We start from the raw sequence: 16,603 nt of genomic DNA, 5'->3' as shown, positions 1-16,603 counted from the left end.
GGGCGTGGCGGGCCGATTACATTGGCGGAATCTCATTCGTCGAAAGTGACAGCGGAGTGCTAAGATGACTGCATTGAAAGCAATCTCGGTGAGGCGCATCATGGCCGTGATCACAGTTCGAAATTTGTCCGACGAGGTGCATCGCGCGCTTCGAATCCGTGCGGCGCAACATGGCCGCAGCACCGAAGCCGAGGTGCGCGACATTCTGGAGCAGGCCGTCCGGCCAGACGGGCGGCCGAGGCTCGGAACGTTGTTGGCCGAGATCGGGCGGGAGGCCGGCGGTATCGATTTCGAGATTCAGCGCGACAGATCGCGCACCGATCCGATGAGCTTCGAATGATCCTGGTCGATACCAACGTCATTTCCGAGCCGTTGCGGCGCGAGCCGAGCGGGGCGGTGATCGAATGGCTCGACGCGCAGATCGTCGAGACGTTGTTTCTTTCCGCGATCAGTCTCGCGGAAATGCGATTCGGCGTGGCAGCGTTGCCGGCAGGGCGCAGGCGGGACTGGCTGGACCAAAGCATCGAGCAGCGCGTCCTGCCGCTGTTTCGCGGCCGGATCCTGCCGTTCGACGATGCCGCCAGCAAGGCGTATGCGAGCCTTCGCGCGAAGGCTCGTGCGGCAGGCCTCGCGCTGGTACCGGCCGATGGTTTTATCGCCGCGACGGCCGCGGCGAACGGCTTGATCGTCGCCACGCGCGACGTCGCGCCGTTCGAAGCGGCAGGCCTGCGCGTGATCGATCCGTGGGCCGGCTGACGCGGGGCCGCCCGCTCCCGAATCATCCGCATCGACAATGAAAAACGCGCCGTGCAAGGCGGCGCGTTGCGCATGTCGCGACTGAGTGCGACGCCGGATGCGCGTCAATCGATCCCGTGAAACACCGCGTCCTCCGGGCCGAGGTACGCCGGCGGGCGCCACGTCGCGTCGCGCATCGAATGCTGAACCAGGTTTTCGACGCCGAGCAACACCGCGAAGATTGCCATCCGCACCGGAATGCCGTTGTCGGTCTGCCGGAAGATCGCGAGCCGCGGATCGCGGTTCAGGTCGACCGACAGGTCGTTCGCGCCGGGCCGGCTGTCGCGCGGCAGCGGGTGCATGATCAGCGTGTCGGGCTTGCAGACGGAGTCGACGAGCGCCTGGTTGATCTGGAAATCCGGCGTGTAGCCTTCGAACGACTCGTCGGTGAAGCGCTCCTTCTGGATCCGCGTTGCATAGACGACGTCCGCGCCGCGCAGCCCGGCCGCGAGATCGTTCGTCTGCTCGATCACGTGGCCGTTCGTCGCGATCTGGTCGATGATGTACGCGGGCATTTCGAGCGTCGGCGGCGACACGAGCGTGAACTTCAGCCCGCGGTACAACGCGAGCAGCTTGACGAGCGAGTGCACGGTGCGGCCGTATTTCAGGTCGCCGACGAGCGCGATATGCGCGCCGTCGACGATCTTGCCGAGCCGCGAGAACTCGCGCTGGATCGTATAGAGATCGAGGAGTGCCTGGCTCGGGTGCTCGCCCGGGCCGTCGCCGCCGTTGATCACCGGCAGGTTGGTCGCGCGCGCGAACTCGGCGACCGAGCCTTTCTCCGGGTGGCGGATCACGAGCGCGTCGACGTAGCCGGCCATCACGCGGCTGGTGTCGTAGATCGATTCGCCCTTGGCCATCGACGAGAACGTGAAGCCGGTGGTGTCGCATACCGAGCCGCCGAGCCGGCAGAAGGCCGCACCGAACGACACGCGCGTGCGCGTGCTGGCCTCGAAGAACAGGTTGCCGAGCACGGCACCTTCAAGTACGCGCGAGATCTTGTGGCGGCGCGCGATCGGCTGCATCACGTCGGCGACGCGGAACAGTGCCTCGACCGAATCCCGCGAGAACTGGTCCACGGAAATCAGTTGCGGCTTGCCTTCGAACAGGAATTGCTTCGCGAGCCCCTGCTTTTCTACGCTTTGCGTATAGTCCGTGCCTTCCGGTGCCGGGCGGTCGACAATTTCGGACACGAAGCGCTCGACGATCTCGGGCATGCCGCGCGATTCCTGCGAGTCGTCGGGCAACAGCCACGTATCCAGTGCACGACGGCTTACGCCGATGCGGTTCGCGAACGCTTCGCGGGTCATGTTGAGGCGGCGCATCGCGTCGCGCAGGAAGGCTTGCTGGGGAACGGTCATCGGCGGCACCTGATGGAAAATATACGCGATGCGTATATTAGTTCGCGCGTGGCCGAAGTCAAGGGAAATCTGCGCGACGGCGCCTGTGGCCGGCGCCAGCCGGGGCGGCCGATACTGGCGCGCGGCCGCTGCCTCCGTATAATCAGGTCAGGCCCCGTGTCCTGCACGCCGCAGGGCGCCACGCCGCATACGATTCGCCCGGTCGGGCATGTTGACTCGAAGGAGAATGAGAATGACGCGTACGATTGCTGCAGTGCTGCTGGTGGTGACCGCCGCGCTCGCCGGTTGCAATACCGTTGCAGGCATGGGGCAGGACATTTCGAAGGGTGGCCAGGCAATTAGCGATACGGCCGAGAAGGCCAAGTAAGCCACCGGGTTCCGGAATGCGGAAGGCGCCGGCGTCCCACGATCGCGGGACGGCCCGGCGCCTTTTTTTATGGTGCGCGATGCGGCGGCGTCAGGCGCTTTCCACGAACGCGTAACGGCCGTCGATCTTGCGCGGCGTGAACCAGCCGAAGTCCGGGAACAGCCGGTTGCGCACGAACCACACGTAACCGACCAGGATGATCGTGACCGCGAGGGTCGGCAGCGCGGCCGACGGATCGCGACCGAGATCGGCGATCGTCTTCGGCAGTTGCAGCAGCGACAGAACGATGAACGCGTGATACGCGCCCACGCGATGCGTCGCGAAGCCCCAGATGAACAGCAGCGACAACGGTACCGTCAGGCCGAGGAACAGCATCGCGGCGCCGGCGCCGAGTCCCTCGGCCCGGAGCAGATAGGCGAGCGCGAGGCTGATCAACAACTGCGCGATGCCAAGCGCGATCAGCACCCGCGTATGCACCTTGTTCTTCCTGCACAGTTCGGGGTCGGGGCGCGACGCGATCAGGCGCGCGAGCACGCGATCCTTGAGGCCCTGTCCGGCCAGCTCGGCCAGCACGTCGGCTTTCCTCGTGCCCGCGGACAGCAGCGCCGCGATTCTTGTTCTGGCTTCCTTCTTGTTCATGGCGATGCGAATTATTGTTCGATGGTTGTCAAATGGCCCGGCCACGCGAATATTGCATCTTGCGCGACGGTACGCAACGATTTTGCCGCGTGCGGACACATTCCTACAGTCGTCGCCGATCGACGAACGGATTAGCCATCGAGATAACCGGCTGACGTGATACGTGCCGGCGGCTCGCGTCGTCGTGTCGCGCCTACCAGCATTCCCGCGACGACGAGTGCGATGCCGAGCAGTCGCGCGCCGCCGAGCGTCTCGCCGAACAGCGCGACCGCGAACAGCACGGCCGAGACCGGCGCGACCGCCGTGAACAGCGCGGCTTCGGTGCCGCTCGTGCGCGCCGAACCCGCGTACCAGCACAGATAGCCGAGCACGGTCGGCACCAACGCGTAGTACGCGATCGCCGACACCGCGCCGATGTTCCAGCCGGTCGCCAGCGCATGCCATTCGAACGCGGCCGGCACCAGCGCGAGCACGAAGCCGAGGCCCGACATCGCCGTCGACAGCGCGAGCGGCGGCAACGGCGCCGACAGCCGCCGGTTGAGCAAGATGAACACGGCCTCGCAGGCGACGGCGGCCAGCACCAGCGTGTCGCCGGCGAGCGTCTGGAGCGACGGCATGGCCTGGCCGGGCGCGAACGTGACGAACAGCACGCCGGCGGTCGCCAGCGCGGCCGCGCACCAGTCGCGCGGGGTCTGCCGTTCGCGCAGCACGACCGCCGCGATCAGCGTCGACATCGCAGGCAGCGTGCCGAGCATCACGCCTGCATCGACGGGCGACGACAGCTTCGTGCCGCTGATCAGCAGCACCGTGTAGCCGACCCCGCCCGCCGCAGCCTGCACGACCAGCAGCACGGCGTCGCGAATGGAGAGCCGCGGCCATCGCATTCGCTGCGCACGCATCAGCGCGAGCAGCAGCGGCGTTGCGATCAGAAAGCGCAGCGCGGTGGCCGCGAACGGCGGCAGGCCGCCGGCCGCGAGGCGGCTCGCGACGACGGTGCTGCCGACGCCTGCCATTGCAGCGGCGAGATAGAGATAGCCGATCAGTCGTGTCTTCATGTGCCGCATCGTCGCGTGCGGCGGCGCGGGCGTCTTGAACGAAATTGCAGCGGCGTCGGCGAGCAACACGCGTGAGCCGGAACGGCAATGTGCTGGATGGCGCGGGCCGATCGTTAGCGCGCGTCATCGGAAGACGTCGCCGCCGAACGGTGACGATCGGACATCGTCGTGCCGCGGGTGCCACGCCGCGATGGTGGCGCTCGTCAGCCGGCCTGCGTGAATCGTCCGGGCGTGATCCCGAAGTGGCGCGCGAACGCGCGCGTCAGGTGGCTCTGGTCGGCAAAACCGGCTTCGGCCGCGGCATCCGCGATCGGCCGGCCATTCGCGAGCAGTGCACGCGCGAGCCGCGTGCGCGACTGCATCAGGTACGCATGCGGTGTGATGCCGAGTTCGCGCGCGAATCCGCGCAATAACTGGAAGCGGCTCACGCCGCTCAGGCCGGCGAGTTCCGCCAGCGACACGGGGGCGGCCGGTGCGGCATCGAGCCGCTCACGGGCCACACGGATCGCCGGTGCGACGCCCGCGGGCGGCAACGCGCGATTCGAGTGCCGCGCAAGCAGCCCGGCGACCAGTGTCACGAGCGCCTCGTCGCGGGCGAGCGGCAGCGTGTCGCTAGCGACGATCCGCGCATGCAGCCGGCCGAACGCGGCTGCGAGCCGCGCGTCACGCACGGCCGGATGCGCGAGCTCGACACCGCCGAGGCCTTCGTCCGCCGCGACGCCCGCGACCAGTGCGGGCGCGAGGTACAGCATCCGCCAGCGCCGGCCCGCACCCGTTTCGATCGGCATGCCGTCGTGCATCTCGCCCGGGTTGACCATGATCGCGTCGCCGGCCAGCGCGTCGACCTGTCCGCGCCCGCTCCAGGACCGGTGCGCGCCGCTGACGATCACGCCGATCCCGAATTCGTCGTGCGCGTGCCGCGGAAACACGCGGTCGGACTCGAGACTGATTGCCTCGATGCCTTCATCGGTGCGTCGGTAATGGGTGACACGGTGCATGGGCGCTCCTCGGGCCGGCAGCGGCGCGGATCACGTGCACTTTAGCGCGTTCCGGCGCCGCGCGCCCTTCATCCTTTTGGCCGATACCGCGCGGCGCGCGCAGCCCGCACCATGTGCACATGAGCAGCGTACATGGCCCGCCGGGCCTGAAGCTGCGCGGGAGACGGCAGGTGGAACGACAGGATCCGGTATTCATTCAGGTTGGCGCGCTCGCGGACGGCTTCGCGCCGGACGCGAACGTACTCGCGCCCGTGGACGCGCTCGTCGGGCGCTCGCTGGCCCTCGACGACGCATCGGGCGCATGGCGCGTCTATACGTTCGAGGCCGGCGCGCTGCAATGGCGCGACGCCGCGACCGGCGAGGGCGGCCGTGCGCGTTGCCGTGTCACGCGGCTGCGCGACGACCTGTACTTCGTCGACTACATCGACCCGGCAGCACGCGCGACGTCGGTCAGTCTCGTGATCGACGTCGGGCAGGGCGTGTGGACCTCGGTGATCGGCACGCTGCCGACGGAAACCGAGACGCGCGTCGACGCGTTCACGCGCGTCGCACGCGGGCTGCCGCTGACGGGTGTCGATGCGACGTTCCGGCACGGCACCCTCGGCGGTCATGCACGGCCGGGCCCGCTGCACGGGCCCACGCGCGAACTGATCGGCAAGCGCACGATGTACCGCTACAGCCCGACCGAATGCTACGAGCACATCTACCTGAACGAGAACTTCTATGCATGGCAGTGTCTGCAGGGCGTCGAAGGCGGGCTGGCCGACGTGGACCGCTGCCATTACTTCAAGCTCGCCGAGCAGTTGTACCTGTTCGTATGGCGCGAGAAGGTGGTGCCGACGCTCGGGGTCGTGCTGATCGACCTCGCGCAACGCAAGACGGACGGCAAGATCTTCGGATACCAGGGCGGTGATTTCGGCACGCTGTCGAACTTCCCGGTCGGCGCGCATGCGCAGGTGCTGAACGAAACCGTGCATCCGCTCGCCGGCGAGGCGCAGCGATGAACGCCGTGCCGGGCAGCGGCCGCCTGCGTGCGGATTTCGGCGGGCACGTCGTGCTCGTCACCGGTGCCGCGCAGGGAATCGGCGCGGCAATCGCGCGCCGTTTCGCGCAATCCGGTGCATGCGTCGCGCTCGCCGATCTCAACGTCGATGCCGCTGCCGCGCAGGCGGACGCGCTCCTCCGCGCGGGCGGCGATGCGCGCGCATATCGCGTCGACGCCGCGAGCCGCGACGCGCTCGTCGCGCTCGTCGCGGCGGTCGAGCGCGACGGCGGCCGGCTCGACGTCGTCGTTCACAACGCCGCGTACTTCCCGCTGACTCCGTTCGAGCAGATCGATGCGCCGGTGCTCGAGCGCACGCTGTCGGTCAACCTGTCGGCGCTGTTCTGGCTCGCCCAGGCCGCGCTGCCGGCATTCGAGCGTGCAGGCGCCGGGCGGTTGCTCGTCACGTCGTCGGTGACCGGGCCGCGCGTCGTCTATCCGGGGCTCGCGCACTACGCGGCGTCGAAGGCAGGCGTGAACGGCTTCATTCGCGCAGCAGCGCTCGAGCTCGCGCGCCGCAACGTGACGGTCAACGGCGTCGAGCCGGGGATGATCCGCACGCCGGCCGCCGGCAATCTCGGCGATGCATCGGTCGCCGCGCAGATCGCGCGCGACATTCCGCTCGCGCGGATGGGCGAGCCGGAGGACATCGCCAGCGCGATGCTGTTTCTCGCATCGGCCGATGCGGCGTATATCACCGGGCAGACGATCGTCGTCGACGGCGGCGCGACGTTGCCGGAAAGCGGGGCCGTGCTGGGTGACCGGTAAGCGGGCGCGGGCGCGATCATGCGACCGGAGCGCCGAGCGTGTCGGCTGAACGGCAGCGCGACACGCACGCGGTCGCGCCTACAGCCAGCCGTTATGAATGAACTCGACGATCGAGTACCGGCGCGGTTCGAGTGCGTGCTGCCGGACGGCCTCGACGATCCGCGACACGCCGTCCGCGTAGGGCGACGCGCCGTACACGCGGGATTCGAATTGCAGGCTGCATGCGCCGTCCTCGATGCGGATCCGGTGGAACGCATGGCGGCCGAGCTGATCGTCGGGAATCTGCAACGCGTCGCGTTGCTCGGCCGGGTCGCGTACTGAATGGATGTCGTGTGCCGGAACGCCGAGCGAGCGACCGATACCGACCGCGGTGCCGGGCACGGATGTCTTGGTGGCCTGGTGCGATTCCGTCACGCTGATGTGGCAGTCGCGAAACAGATGGCCGCTGGTTTCCAGCATGCTCATGAACTTGAGCATCAGGATGTTCGTGTTCGGACAGAGCACGACGGGGAAGTCGTGCGCGCCGGTTTCGAGGTCGGAGCCGGTGGACAGCTCGACGAGCGGCGAACCCGTTGCACGGCAGAATTCGATCGCGGCAGGCAGTTCGCGGCCCGATCCGGCGTGAACGACGATCGAACGTTCGTCGCCCCGTGCCGGGTCCGACCAGGCCATCACGCGACAGGTTGCCGGGTCGAGTCGGTGCGAGCCGAGCAGTTCGGTTGCCAGCTTGCCGGTGCCAACGACGAGTACTTGCATGGGGTAGAAGACGGGTTGAGGTTCGGGTTTCGATACGGAACGTGCGTGGGCCGTTCAAGCGCCCGGCGCGATCACGGCGCACGGCGCGGCGCACCGTGATCGCGCATTATGCCCGGCCACGCCCGGTCATGCGTGGCGTGAAGCGCATGACCGGACGCGGCGGATCAACCGCGCAACTTCGTCGATGATCACGCATCCGTCGCAGCACACGGAGCAGCGCGAACGGCGCTACGCTGTCGAGATGCCCGGCTGGGCACGTCCGTGTCGCGGCCGGGCACCTCCGTGTCGCGGCCGGCTGCGCACCGAACCGCGTATCATCCACCTCCCTTCGACCCAGGAGAGCACATCGATGGAACACGACCTGAAAGGCAAGGCAGTCGCGATCACCGGCGGATTCGGCCATCTCGGCGTCGCGACAGCCGCGTGGCTCGGCCAGTACGGCGCTCGCGTCGCGCTGATCGGCCGTGGCGCGGCGCCGGACGCGCAGGCGTTGCCCGGCGTGCCGGCCGATGCGCTGCGCATCGGCGGCATCGATCTCGTCGATCCGCACGCAGCTGCGCGCGCGCTCGACAGCGTGAATCGCGAATTCGGCCGCGTCGACGCGCTGCTGAACATTGCAGGCGCGTTCGTGTGGCAGACGATTGCCGATGGCGACGCGGCCACGTGGGACCGCATGTACGACTTGAACGTGAAGACGGCGCTGAATGCGTCGAAGGCCGCGCTGCCGTACCTGGTGGCGAGCCCGGCGGGCCGCATCGTCAACATCGGCGCGGGCGCGGCGTTCAAGGCCGGTGCGGGAATGGGCGCGTATGCGGCCGCGAAGGCCGGCGTCGCGCGACTCACCGAGGCGCTGGCGGCGGAACTGCTCGATCGCGGCGTGACCGTGAACGCGCTGTTGCCGAGCATCATCGACACGCCGCCGAACCGCGCGGACATGCCCGATGCGGATTTCACGCGCTGGGTCCGGCCCGAACAGATCGCCGCGACGATCGGGTTCCTGCTGTCGACTCACGCGCAGGCGATCACCGGCGCATCGATTCCCGTGAGCGGTCGCGTGGCATAGCGGATGGCGGGCGAGCGCCGTCGATTACGATGCGCGAGCATGCGGCATCTCGCACGCGGAATTGCCGCGATCGCCGCGGTTTCGATCAGCGCCGTGCACGGCTGCGCACGGCCGTCTGCCTGCATGCGACAGCTCGTCACCGTATACTGGGCGTTCGCCATCATGTGACTGAAGCCGTGACCAAGCCTGCCTGCGCGGATACGCTCGCCGACGATCCGCGTCCGACCCCGCCCGAACAACCCGAACTGGAAGACTGCTGCAACAGCGGCTGCTCGCCGTGCGTGTTCGACCTGTACGACGAAGCGCTGGCGCGCTATCGCGTCGAGCTGGCCGAATGGGAAGCGCGACACGCGCAACACAAGCATCACGAATGAGCCTGAGGCCCGCAAGCGGCCACCCGTGCCCTGATTGACCACCGGCGATGTTTTATCGGACTCGTGTGGTCATGCGCCGGCCCGCACCCGACGATGCAGCGGCCCCAGTGCGGCCGACAACGCGACGCACGCGAGCAGCACGGCCGTCAGCGCCCACATCGCCGTCCTGAACCCTTGCACGTAGTCGAGCGCCTGCGGTTGCGCGCCGAGCCGCGCGAAGAACAGCCCGCCGAGTGTCGCCGCCCCGCCGGCCGCGCCGATCTGCAACATCGTGCTGACCATGCCCGACGCGACCCCGGCGCGTGCCGCGTCGACTTCCGCGAGTACGATCCGCACGACCGACGGCAGCACGAGGCCTTGCCCGATGCCGATCGCCGCGATGCCCGCGTAAAAGCCCGGGCCGGGCGCGTGTTCGCCGGCCAGTGCGGCGGCGGTCGCGACGCCGGCCGCGAGCATCGCGAAGCCGAGCGTGAGCACGCGGTGACCGCCGAGCCGGCCGACGAGGCGCGGCATCAGCAGCGGGCTCGCGAGGAAGCCGATGCCGAGCGGCAGGATCGCCAGCCCCGACTCGAGCGGCGACCAGTTCAGGCAGCCCTGCAGATAGATCCCGTAGCTGAGGAAAAACGCGCTCAGCATGTAGAACAGGAATGCGAGCGCGAGCCCGAGCGCGACGACCGGGTTGCGCAGCAGGCGCACGTCGAGCAGCGGGTCGAGGCCGCCGGCGAGCCGGCGCGCTTCGACCGCCAGCAGCGCGCCGAGCATCGGCAGCGCGCCGGCAGCGCACGCGACCATCCACAGCGGCCAGCCCGCCTCGCGTCCGTGCGTGAGCGGATAGACGAGCATCAGCAGGAACAGCGACAGCAGCACCGTGCCGGGCACGTCGATGCGCTGCCCGCGCGGCGTCCGGCTTTCCGGGATGAAGCGCCAGCTGCCGAGCAGCGCGAGGATGCCGATCGGCACGTTGACCAGGAAGATCGCGCGCCAGCCGAGCCCGAACGGATGCAGGCTGATCAATGCGCCGCCGCCCAGCTGGCCGATCACGGCCGCGAGGCCGAACACGAAACCGTAGAAACCCATCACGCGCACCTGCTCGTGCGGGCTGAACACGCTGCGGATCGTCGCGAGCACCTGCGGCGCGAGGATCGCGGCGAACAGGCCCTGCAGCACGCGGCCACCGACCAGCACCGCGCCGCTGCCGGCGAGCCCGCACAGCGCCGATGCGACGACGAAGCCGGCCATCCCGATCATGAACATCCGCTTGCGGCCGTACAGGTCGCCCAGACGCCCGCCGGTGATCTGAACGACCGCGTTCGCGCACGCATAGGCCGACACGACGAGCTGCAGCTCGGCCGGTCGTGCCCCGATGCCGTCGCGAATGGCCGGCAGCGCGAGATTCACGATGAAGTAGTCGAGCGGCGGCAGAATGGCGCCGACCAGCAGGACGACGAGCGCCCAGCCGTGATGGCTGCGCGGCGGTGCCGCGGCGGCCGAGCCGGCCGGCGCGCAATGGGCAAGGGTGTTGTCGGTCATGAACGAAAGTCCGGAAGAATGAGGGCCGCAACGCATGTCGGGACCCGTTGAACCCATATTCTGTGGATTGTCTATGGTTCGGAAAAGCGGGAATTGGTGGTAGCATCCATCGGGTTATTCGATGGATGGAGGCGCGATGCGCGGTTTCGATCTGGATCAGTTGCGCACATTCGCGGCGGTGGCCGATGCGGGCAGCCTTACGGCGGCCGCGCCATTGCTGCATCTGTCACAGTCGACGGTGAGCGAGCAGGTGCGCAAGCTCGAATCGCGCGCCGGGGTGCCGCTGTTCGTGCGCAGCAAGCGCGGCGTGGAGCCGACACCGGCCGGCACACGCTTGCTGCAGCATGCGCGGCGCATCGTTGCATTGAACGAGGCCGCGTTCGACGAGCTTCGCGGTCAGGCGATCAAGGGCGAGTTGCGCGTCGCGATCACCGATTACTACCGGACGCATGAAGTCGCGGGCCTGCTCGCGCGGTTGCGGGAGTGCTACCCGCAACTGAGCCTGCACGTGAGCGCGATGAAGAGCGCGGAAATCGAAGCCGCGCATGCGCGCGGACAGATCGATCTGGGTGTCGTGATGAACCTGTCGAGCGGCCCGTTCCGGCCCGCATCGGCCGATACGCGCTGGGTGCTGCGGCGCGAGCCGCTGTCGTGGGTTGCGTCGCCGTTGCTCGCCGAGCAATTGCCCGAGCCGTTGCCGCTCGTGCTGTTGCCGGACGACTGCATGATGCATCAGATCGCCGTGCGCTCGCTCGACGAGCAGCATGTGCCGTACGTGCTCGTGCACAGCGCGTCGGGCGTCGCCGGGCTGCAGTCGATGCTGGCGGCGGGGCTTGGCGTCGGCTGTCTGTGCGCATCGGCGATCGGCGAGGGCCTCGTGCGGCTCGGCACGAAATACCGGCTGCCGGCGCTGCCGGACGCCGTATTCTCGCTGACGCCGCCGATGCCGGGCGAACGCGAGACGGTCACGCAGGCGCGCGAGGTGCTGTCGCGGCAGTTGCTGATGTGAAGCAGGCATGCGCGTCGGCGCGCAAGCACGTATTCGACGGGCGTCGGTACCGATGAAAATATCGAGAGATTTCGGAATCGTCGTTCGACGCGCGGCGTTGGCCGAGAAAGCGGTCGACCTGTCCGCGGTCATGCGCGAATTCAATTTCGCCGGCTGTTTCGACGCGTCAGGCCGGCTGGTGTCGCTCGGCCCGTTTTTCGGCGGCGATGCTGCCGATGCGTGCATGAGGTCGCTCGAGCGGCTCGGGCTCGTCTACTTCGACGACTTCTTCATCGTCGAGCAAACGTATCCCGGCTGGTGCGAGGTGGAAGCGTTCTGAACGTTGCGTAGCAGGGGGCGATACGCATGAACGACGAACTGAAAGACGAGATGGCCGCGCGGCTGCAGCATGCGCTCGAGCGCGTGACCGACGAACGCACGCTGATTCATTTCCTGCGCGTGCTCGGCCATGACTGGCACAAGGAGCGCCAGCTCGACGCCGACGTGCCGCCGTCGCCGTTCGCGGCCGCCGCGCTCGGCTGGGAAAACCGCTCGATCGGCGAGTACCTGGAGGCAATGGTCGACTGGGCCGAGGCGTCCGAAGACGGGCTGCGCGGCTACGACCCGCCCGACAACCCGTGGCGACGCATGGCCGACATCCTCCTCGCGGGCAAGAACCACGAATAGCGCGCGTCGCGACGATGCGTGTGCGCGCGGTTGCGGACGGCCTAGTCGGCCGTCCCTTCGGCATACGCGCGCAGCCCGTTCGCTACTGCGTCGAACACGGCCCTGCATCGCGGGCTCGCCCGCAGATCCTCGTGCATGACCACCCAGGTTTCCAGTTTCATCGCCGGCCCGTCCGGCAGCACGCGCACGAGCCGCGCGTCGCGCTGCGCGAGCCGGTTCTGGCAGAAGCCGATCCCGTAGCCCGCGCGAATCATCGCGAGCTGCGCGAGATTGCTGTCGGTGCGCAACGCGAACGCATCGCGCTTCCACAGCGGCATCGCGCGCCCCGCCGAGCGGATGAACGGCGTCACCGTATCGAAGCCGATCAGCGCGTGATGCGCGAGTTCGTCCGTCGACGACGGCGTGCCGTTGCGCGCCAGGTAGTCGTCGCGCGCATGCAGCGCGACGACTATCTCGCCGATGCGCCGCGCGACGAGCGCTTCCTGCGTGGGCGGCGCCATTCGCACCGCGATGTCGGCCTCGCGGTTCAGGATGTCCTGGATGCGGTCGGTCGGCACCAGTTCGATGACGAGCCCCGGATGGTCGCGCCGCAACTGCGCGAGCATCGACGGCAGCACCTCGACCGCGATCACGTCGCTGGCCGAGATCCGCACGGTGCCGCGCACGCCCGCGCCGTGGCTCGCGGCCGCGCGCTCGAACGCGGCCGCCGCGCTGCGCAACGCCTCGGCGTGGCCGCGCAGCGCCAGCGCCGCCTCGGTCGGCAGCAGCCCCGACGGCGAGCGCGTGAACAACGTCTGGCCGAACGCGGCCTCGAGCGCCGCGACGTGCCGGCCGGCCGTCGGCTGCGTGATGCCGAGCGCGCGCGCAGCGCCCGACAGCGAGCCTTCCGTCAGCACGGCGAGGAAGGTGCGATAGCGTTCCCAGTTCAGATCGGCGGTCATACATAAATGTATAGCCGATCGGTTTAGTTCGGCAATTCCTTATCAGGCCGCCGCGCGCCAGAATGCGTGCAGACAACGGTTCATTCACGGAGAACGGCCATGACGGTGAACGCAGGTGGAACGCAACGACAGGCGCTCGTGCTCGGCGCGAGCGGGGGCATCGGCGGCGAGGTCGCGCGTCAGTTGCGCGATGCCGGCTGGCAGGTGCGCGCGCTCAAGCGCGGGCTCGATGCCGGCACGGTGGAGCGCGACGGGATCGCGTGGCTGCGCGGCGACGCGCTCGACCGCGAGGCGGTAGTCCGCGCGGCGCGCGGCTGCAGCGTGATCGTGCACGCGGTAAACCCGCCCGGCTACCGGAACTGGTCGACGCAGGTATTGCCGATGCTCGACAACACGATCGCGGCGGCGACGGCGGAGCAGGCGACCGTCGTGCTGCCGGGGACGATCTACAACTACGGCCCCGATGCGTTTCCCGTGTTGCGCGAAGAGGCGCCGCAGCGTCCGGTGACGCGCAAGGGCGCGATCCGCGTCGAGATGGAGCGGCGGTTGCAGGCGGCGACCGCGCACGGCGTCCGCACGATCATCGTGCGGGCTGGCGACTTCTTCGGGGCGCACGCCGGCAACAACTGGTTCGGGCAGGGGCTCGTCAAGGCCGGCCGGCCCGTGGCGGCCATCAACGTGCCGGGCCGGCCGGGCGTCGGCCATCAGTGGGCGTACCTGCCGGACGTCGCGCGCACGATGGTCGAGCTGCTGGAGCGACGCGACACGCTGGAGCCGTTCGCGCGCTTCCATCTCGGCGGGCACTGGGACGCGGACGGCACGCAGATGGCGCAGGCCGTGCGGCGCGTCGCGCAGCGGCACGGGATGCAGCCGACGGTGCGGCGATTCCCGTGGTGGCTCGTGTGGGCCGCGGCACCGTTCGTCACGACGATGCGCGAGATGCTCGAAATGCGCTATCTGTGGCGCGAGCCGCTCCGGATGGACAACGCGCGGGTGAAGGCGGTATTGGGCCACGAGCCGTTGACACCGCTCGATACGGCCGTGGAGGCGACGCTGGCCGGGCTGGGTTGTCTGCGATGACGTCGAGCGGCGCACGTGGAGGGCGGGCCTGAATGCGGTTCATGCCCTTGTCCGCCTGCGCCGCGGCCAACATCCATCACGCAACGATCGGCAACACCTCGACCGCATATCGATGCCGAAGACTGCGCCCGAGCACCGGATCGTGCAGTTCCATCTCGAACGCGTCGCCGTCGCCCATCGCGGCGATTGCGCCGTGCACGGCGACCGTGCCGCCGAACATCGCGCAGCGCGCGGGCATCGTGCGTCGGTCGTCGAAGCGCTGCCACAGCGCATCGGGCGCAAGCAGCCCGCTGACGGCGCCGTGCTGATACGCGACGCGTTCGCCGCCGGGCTTGATCAGCCATGAGCGCATCTCGATCGCGTCCCAGTGATCGGCGACGTCCGCATGGCGCCATGCGTCGCGGCCGAGCGGTTTCGCGCATATCTGCTTCGACACCGCGACGCCGTAGGCTTCGACTTCCCGATCCGTATGATCTGAACCGACCGTCACCAGCGTACCGAGCGGGCTGTCGATCAGCACGCACTCGATCTCGCCGCCCGAGCGCGCGCCGAGCACGCCGATCGACGGCGCCTGCGTGAGCAGCGCGGACGACACGCGGTAGAAGCACGGCGTGGTCGACGGCGGTGCGACGCCGAGCGCCGCGAGCTCGTCGATGTGCGCGCGGATCGCGTCCGGGTCGCGGCCGGCCCAGCCGGCGATCACGACGCGTTCGATCTCGACGTCGACCTGGGCCGGCGCGCCGTGCGCGGGCATCACGTTGAACGACAGGGCTTGCATGCGGGTATCCGTTTGAAGTGCGAATGAACGAGACGATCGGCGGGGAGGCTCAATCCGCGAGCGGACGGTGCGCGGTCTCGCGCGCGGCGAGCAGTGCGATCGACGTGACGACGAGCGACGCGGTGACGTACAGCGACACGGCCGTCGTCGTTCCGGTCTGGCGAAACAGCGTCGCGATCACGAGCGGCGCGAAGCCGCCGCCGACGATGCCGGCGAGCGTGTAGGCCAACGACGAACCCGCATAACGCACGCGCGTCGGGAACTGCTCGGTGACGAACGCGCCTTGCGGGCCGTACATCACCGCATGGATCACGAGGCCGATCGCAACCGCCGCGACGATCGCGCCCGGCCGCGCGGAATCGAGCATCATGAAGAACGCGAACGCCCACACGATCCCGGCCATCGCGCCGGCCAGATACACGGGGCGGCGTCCGAAGCGGTCCGACAGCGCGCCGAAGAACGGCACCGCGAGCGCATTGCAGGCCGTGCCGACCATCACGGCCGTCAGCGCGAGCGGGCGCGACAGGTGCAGTACGGTCGTCACGTAGGTCAGCGTGAACACGACGATCAGCGCGTACAGCACGTCGGAGCCGATCCGCGAGCCGCCGGCGATCAGCAGGCGCCGCCAGTGGCACTTCAGCACTTCGGCGACGGGCACCTCGGCGGTCGCGTGCGATTGCGCGAGTTGCTCGAACTGCGGCGTTTCGTCGACGCCGCGCCGCAGCCAGAAACCGAACACGACGAGCAGCGCACTGGCCGCGAACGGCACGCGCCAGCCCCAGGCCAGGAAGTTTTCCGACGTGGTCGTCAGCGTGACGAGCGCGATGCAGCCGGTGCCGAGCAGCGTGCCGAACGACGGGCCGATCTGCGTCCACGACGCGGACAGCCCGCGCCGTTTCTGGTCGCCGTGCTCGACCGACAGCAGCACCGCACCGGCCCATTCGCCGCCGAGCGCGACGCCCTGCACGAAGCGCAGCGCGACGAGCAGGATCGGGCTCAGGATGCCGGCCTGCGCATAGGTCGGCAGCGCGCCCATCAGCGCGGTCGTCACGCCCATCAGCACGAGCGTGAGCATCAGCACGGCGCGGCGGCCGATGCGGTCGCCGAGGTTGCCGAACACGAAGCCGCCGAGCGGACGCGACACGTAGCCGACCGCATACGTCGAGAACGCGAGGATCGTGCCGGCCAGCGGATCGACCGACGGAAAGAACAGATGGTTGAACACGAGCGCGGCGAGCGTGTTGTAGATCGTGAAGTCGTACCACTCGAGCGACGTGCCGATCATGCTCGCGGTCGCGAGTCGGCTGTTGCGGACGCGGCGGGGCGCGTGGGCGGCGGGCTGGGCGAGAGTGCTCATGGTGTCGGGCATGTCGTTGAGGAT

At 68.8% G+C, this 16,603-nt stretch carries 20 protein-coding genes; 11 read left to right on the top strand and 9 right to left on the bottom strand.

Features of this window, described 5'->3' with window-relative positions; all coding sequences use genetic code 11:
• Positions 1-100: 100 nt before the first annotated feature.
• Positions 101-340 (top strand): FitA-like ribbon-helix-helix domain-containing protein, encoded by a 240-nt coding sequence (locus tag WS51_RS07390; protein WP_059506772.1) that lies wholly within the window; start codon positions 101-103, stop codon positions 338-340.
• A complete protein-coding gene (locus WS51_RS07385; RefSeq protein WP_069228872.1) occupies positions 337-756 on the top strand; it encodes a type II toxin-antitoxin system VapC family toxin in 420 nt (139 codons plus the stop codon). Before WS51_RS07390 ends, WS51_RS07385 begins: the two co-directional genes overlap by 4 nt.
• 104 nt (positions 757-860) lie before the next feature.
• Here the strand turns inward: WS51_RS07385 and WS51_RS07380 are convergent, their stop codons facing one another.
• The gene (locus tag WS51_RS07380; RefSeq protein WP_059449562.1) at positions 861-2,156 is read right to left on the bottom strand and encodes an aspartate carbamoyltransferase; all 1,296 of its coding nucleotides are present in this window, start codon (positions 2,154-2,156) and stop codon (positions 861-863) included.
• A 232-nt stretch (positions 2,157-2,388) separates the two neighbouring features.
• Between WS51_RS07380 and WS51_RS07375 the strand changes: the two genes are divergently transcribed.
• Positions 2,389-2,523, top strand: a complete 135-nt coding sequence (locus WS51_RS07375; RefSeq protein ID WP_059449563.1) for an entericidin A/B family lipoprotein — start codon at positions 2,389-2,391, stop codon at positions 2,521-2,523.
• 90 nt (positions 2,524-2,613) lie between these two features.
• Here the strand turns inward: WS51_RS07375 and WS51_RS07370 are convergent, their stop codons facing one another.
• From WS51_RS07370 to WS51_RS07360, 3 genes are all read right to left on the bottom strand, one after another.
• Positions 2,614-3,162, bottom strand: coding sequence for a hypothetical protein (locus WS51_RS07370; protein WP_059506731.1), 549 nt, complete (start codon positions 3,160-3,162; stop codon positions 2,614-2,616).
• Positions 3,163-3,293: 131 nt separating this feature from the next.
• A complete protein-coding gene (locus WS51_RS07365) occupies positions 3,294-4,217 on the bottom strand; it encodes a DMT family transporter (RefSeq protein ID WP_069229157.1) in 924 nt (307 codons plus the stop codon).
• Positions 4,218-4,420: 203 nt separating this feature from the next.
• On the bottom strand, positions 4,421-5,215 hold the full coding sequence (locus tag WS51_RS07360; protein WP_069228871.1) for an AraC family transcriptional regulator: 795 nt from the start codon (positions 5,213-5,215) through the stop codon (positions 4,421-4,423).
• 170 nt (positions 5,216-5,385) lie between these two features.
• Between WS51_RS07360 and WS51_RS07355 the strand changes: the two genes are divergently transcribed.
• On the top strand, positions 5,386-6,219 hold the full coding sequence (locus WS51_RS07355) for a molybdenum cofactor biosynthesis F family protein (protein WP_069229156.1): 834 nt from the start codon (positions 5,386-5,388) through the stop codon (positions 6,217-6,219).
• The gene (locus WS51_RS07350; protein ID WP_069228870.1) at positions 6,216-7,025 is read left to right on the top strand and encodes an SDR family oxidoreductase; all 810 of its coding nucleotides are present in this window, start codon (positions 6,216-6,218) and stop codon (positions 7,023-7,025) included. Before WS51_RS07355 ends, WS51_RS07350 begins: the two co-directional genes overlap by 4 nt.
• 78 nt (positions 7,026-7,103) lie before the next feature.
• On the opposite strand, the gene WS51_RS07345 is transcribed toward WS51_RS07350, so the two are convergent.
• The gene (locus tag WS51_RS07345) at positions 7,104-7,781 is read right to left on the bottom strand and encodes a dihydrodipicolinate reductase C-terminal domain-containing protein (RefSeq protein WP_059769273.1); all 678 of its coding nucleotides are present in this window, start codon (positions 7,779-7,781) and stop codon (positions 7,104-7,106) included.
• Between the two features lie 349 nt (positions 7,782-8,130).
• Between WS51_RS07345 and WS51_RS07340 the strand changes: the two genes are divergently transcribed.
• Positions 8,131-8,844 carry an SDR family NAD(P)-dependent oxidoreductase gene (locus tag WS51_RS07340; protein WP_059805860.1) on the top strand — a complete coding sequence of 238 codons (714 nt, stop codon included), beginning with the start codon at positions 8,131-8,133 and terminating at the stop codon, positions 8,842-8,844.
• 176 nt (positions 8,845-9,020) lie between these two features.
• On the top strand, positions 9,021-9,218 hold the full coding sequence (locus WS51_RS07330) for an oxidoreductase-like domain-containing protein (RefSeq protein WP_059449569.1): 198 nt from the start codon (positions 9,021-9,023) through the stop codon (positions 9,216-9,218).
• 69 nt (positions 9,219-9,287) lie between these two features.
• Here the strand turns inward: WS51_RS07330 and WS51_RS07325 are convergent, their stop codons facing one another.
• Positions 9,288-10,748: an MFS transporter gene (locus WS51_RS07325; protein ID WP_060271443.1), complete on the bottom strand. Its 1,461-nt coding sequence runs from the start codon at positions 10,746-10,748 to the stop codon at positions 9,288-9,290.
• Positions 10,749-10,884: 136 nt separating this feature from the next.
• Between WS51_RS07325 and WS51_RS07320 the strand changes: the two genes are divergently transcribed.
• Genes WS51_RS07320 through WS51_RS07310 form a run of 3 tightly spaced genes read left to right on the top strand, consistent with a single transcriptional unit; the run spans position 10,885 to position 12,423 of the window.
• Positions 10,885-11,757 carry a LysR family transcriptional regulator gene (locus tag WS51_RS07320; protein WP_059506737.1) on the top strand — a complete coding sequence of 291 codons (873 nt, stop codon included), beginning with the start codon at positions 10,885-10,887 and terminating at the stop codon, positions 11,755-11,757.
• A gap of 7 nt (positions 11,758-11,764) precedes the next feature.
• Positions 11,765-12,076, top strand: coding sequence for a hypothetical protein (locus WS51_RS07315; protein WP_155773569.1), 312 nt, complete (start codon positions 11,765-11,767; stop codon positions 12,074-12,076).
• A 26-nt stretch (positions 12,077-12,102) separates the two neighbouring features.
• Positions 12,103-12,423: a DUF7660 family protein gene (locus WS51_RS07310; RefSeq protein WP_059449573.1), complete on the top strand. Its 321-nt coding sequence runs from the start codon at positions 12,103-12,105 to the stop codon at positions 12,421-12,423.
• 41 nt (positions 12,424-12,464) lie between these two features.
• Here the strand turns inward: WS51_RS07310 and WS51_RS07305 are convergent, their stop codons facing one another.
• On the bottom strand, positions 12,465-13,364 hold the full coding sequence (locus tag WS51_RS07305; protein WP_069228867.1) for a LysR family transcriptional regulator: 900 nt from the start codon (positions 13,362-13,364) through the stop codon (positions 12,465-12,467).
• 99 nt (positions 13,365-13,463) lie between these two features.
• Here WS51_RS07305 and WS51_RS07300 point away from each other — a divergent pair, with 99 nt between their 5' ends.
• The gene (locus WS51_RS07300) at positions 13,464-14,444 is read left to right on the top strand and encodes an NAD-dependent epimerase/dehydratase family protein (RefSeq protein ID WP_069228866.1); all 981 of its coding nucleotides are present in this window, start codon (positions 13,464-13,466) and stop codon (positions 14,442-14,444) included.
• Between the two features lie 76 nt (positions 14,445-14,520).
• On the opposite strand, the gene WS51_RS07295 is transcribed toward WS51_RS07300, so the two are convergent.
• Positions 14,521-15,222, bottom strand: a complete 702-nt coding sequence (locus WS51_RS07295; RefSeq protein WP_060128056.1) for a DUF2848 domain-containing protein — start codon at positions 15,220-15,222, stop codon at positions 14,521-14,523.
• Positions 15,223-15,271: 49 nt separating this feature from the next.
• Positions 15,272-16,591, bottom strand: coding sequence for an MFS transporter (locus WS51_RS07290; protein ID WP_059950532.1), 1,320 nt, complete (start codon positions 16,589-16,591; stop codon positions 15,272-15,274).
• Positions 16,592-16,603 lie beyond the last annotated feature (12 nt).

Origin of the sequence: Burkholderia territorii, from assembly GCF_001718335.1 — a bacterium.
GTDB lineage: Bacteria > Pseudomonadota > Gammaproteobacteria > Burkholderiales > Burkholderiaceae > Burkholderia > Burkholderia territorii.
Note: the sequence above shows the minus strand (reverse complement) of the source record. Positions and strands in the feature narration are given on the sequence as shown.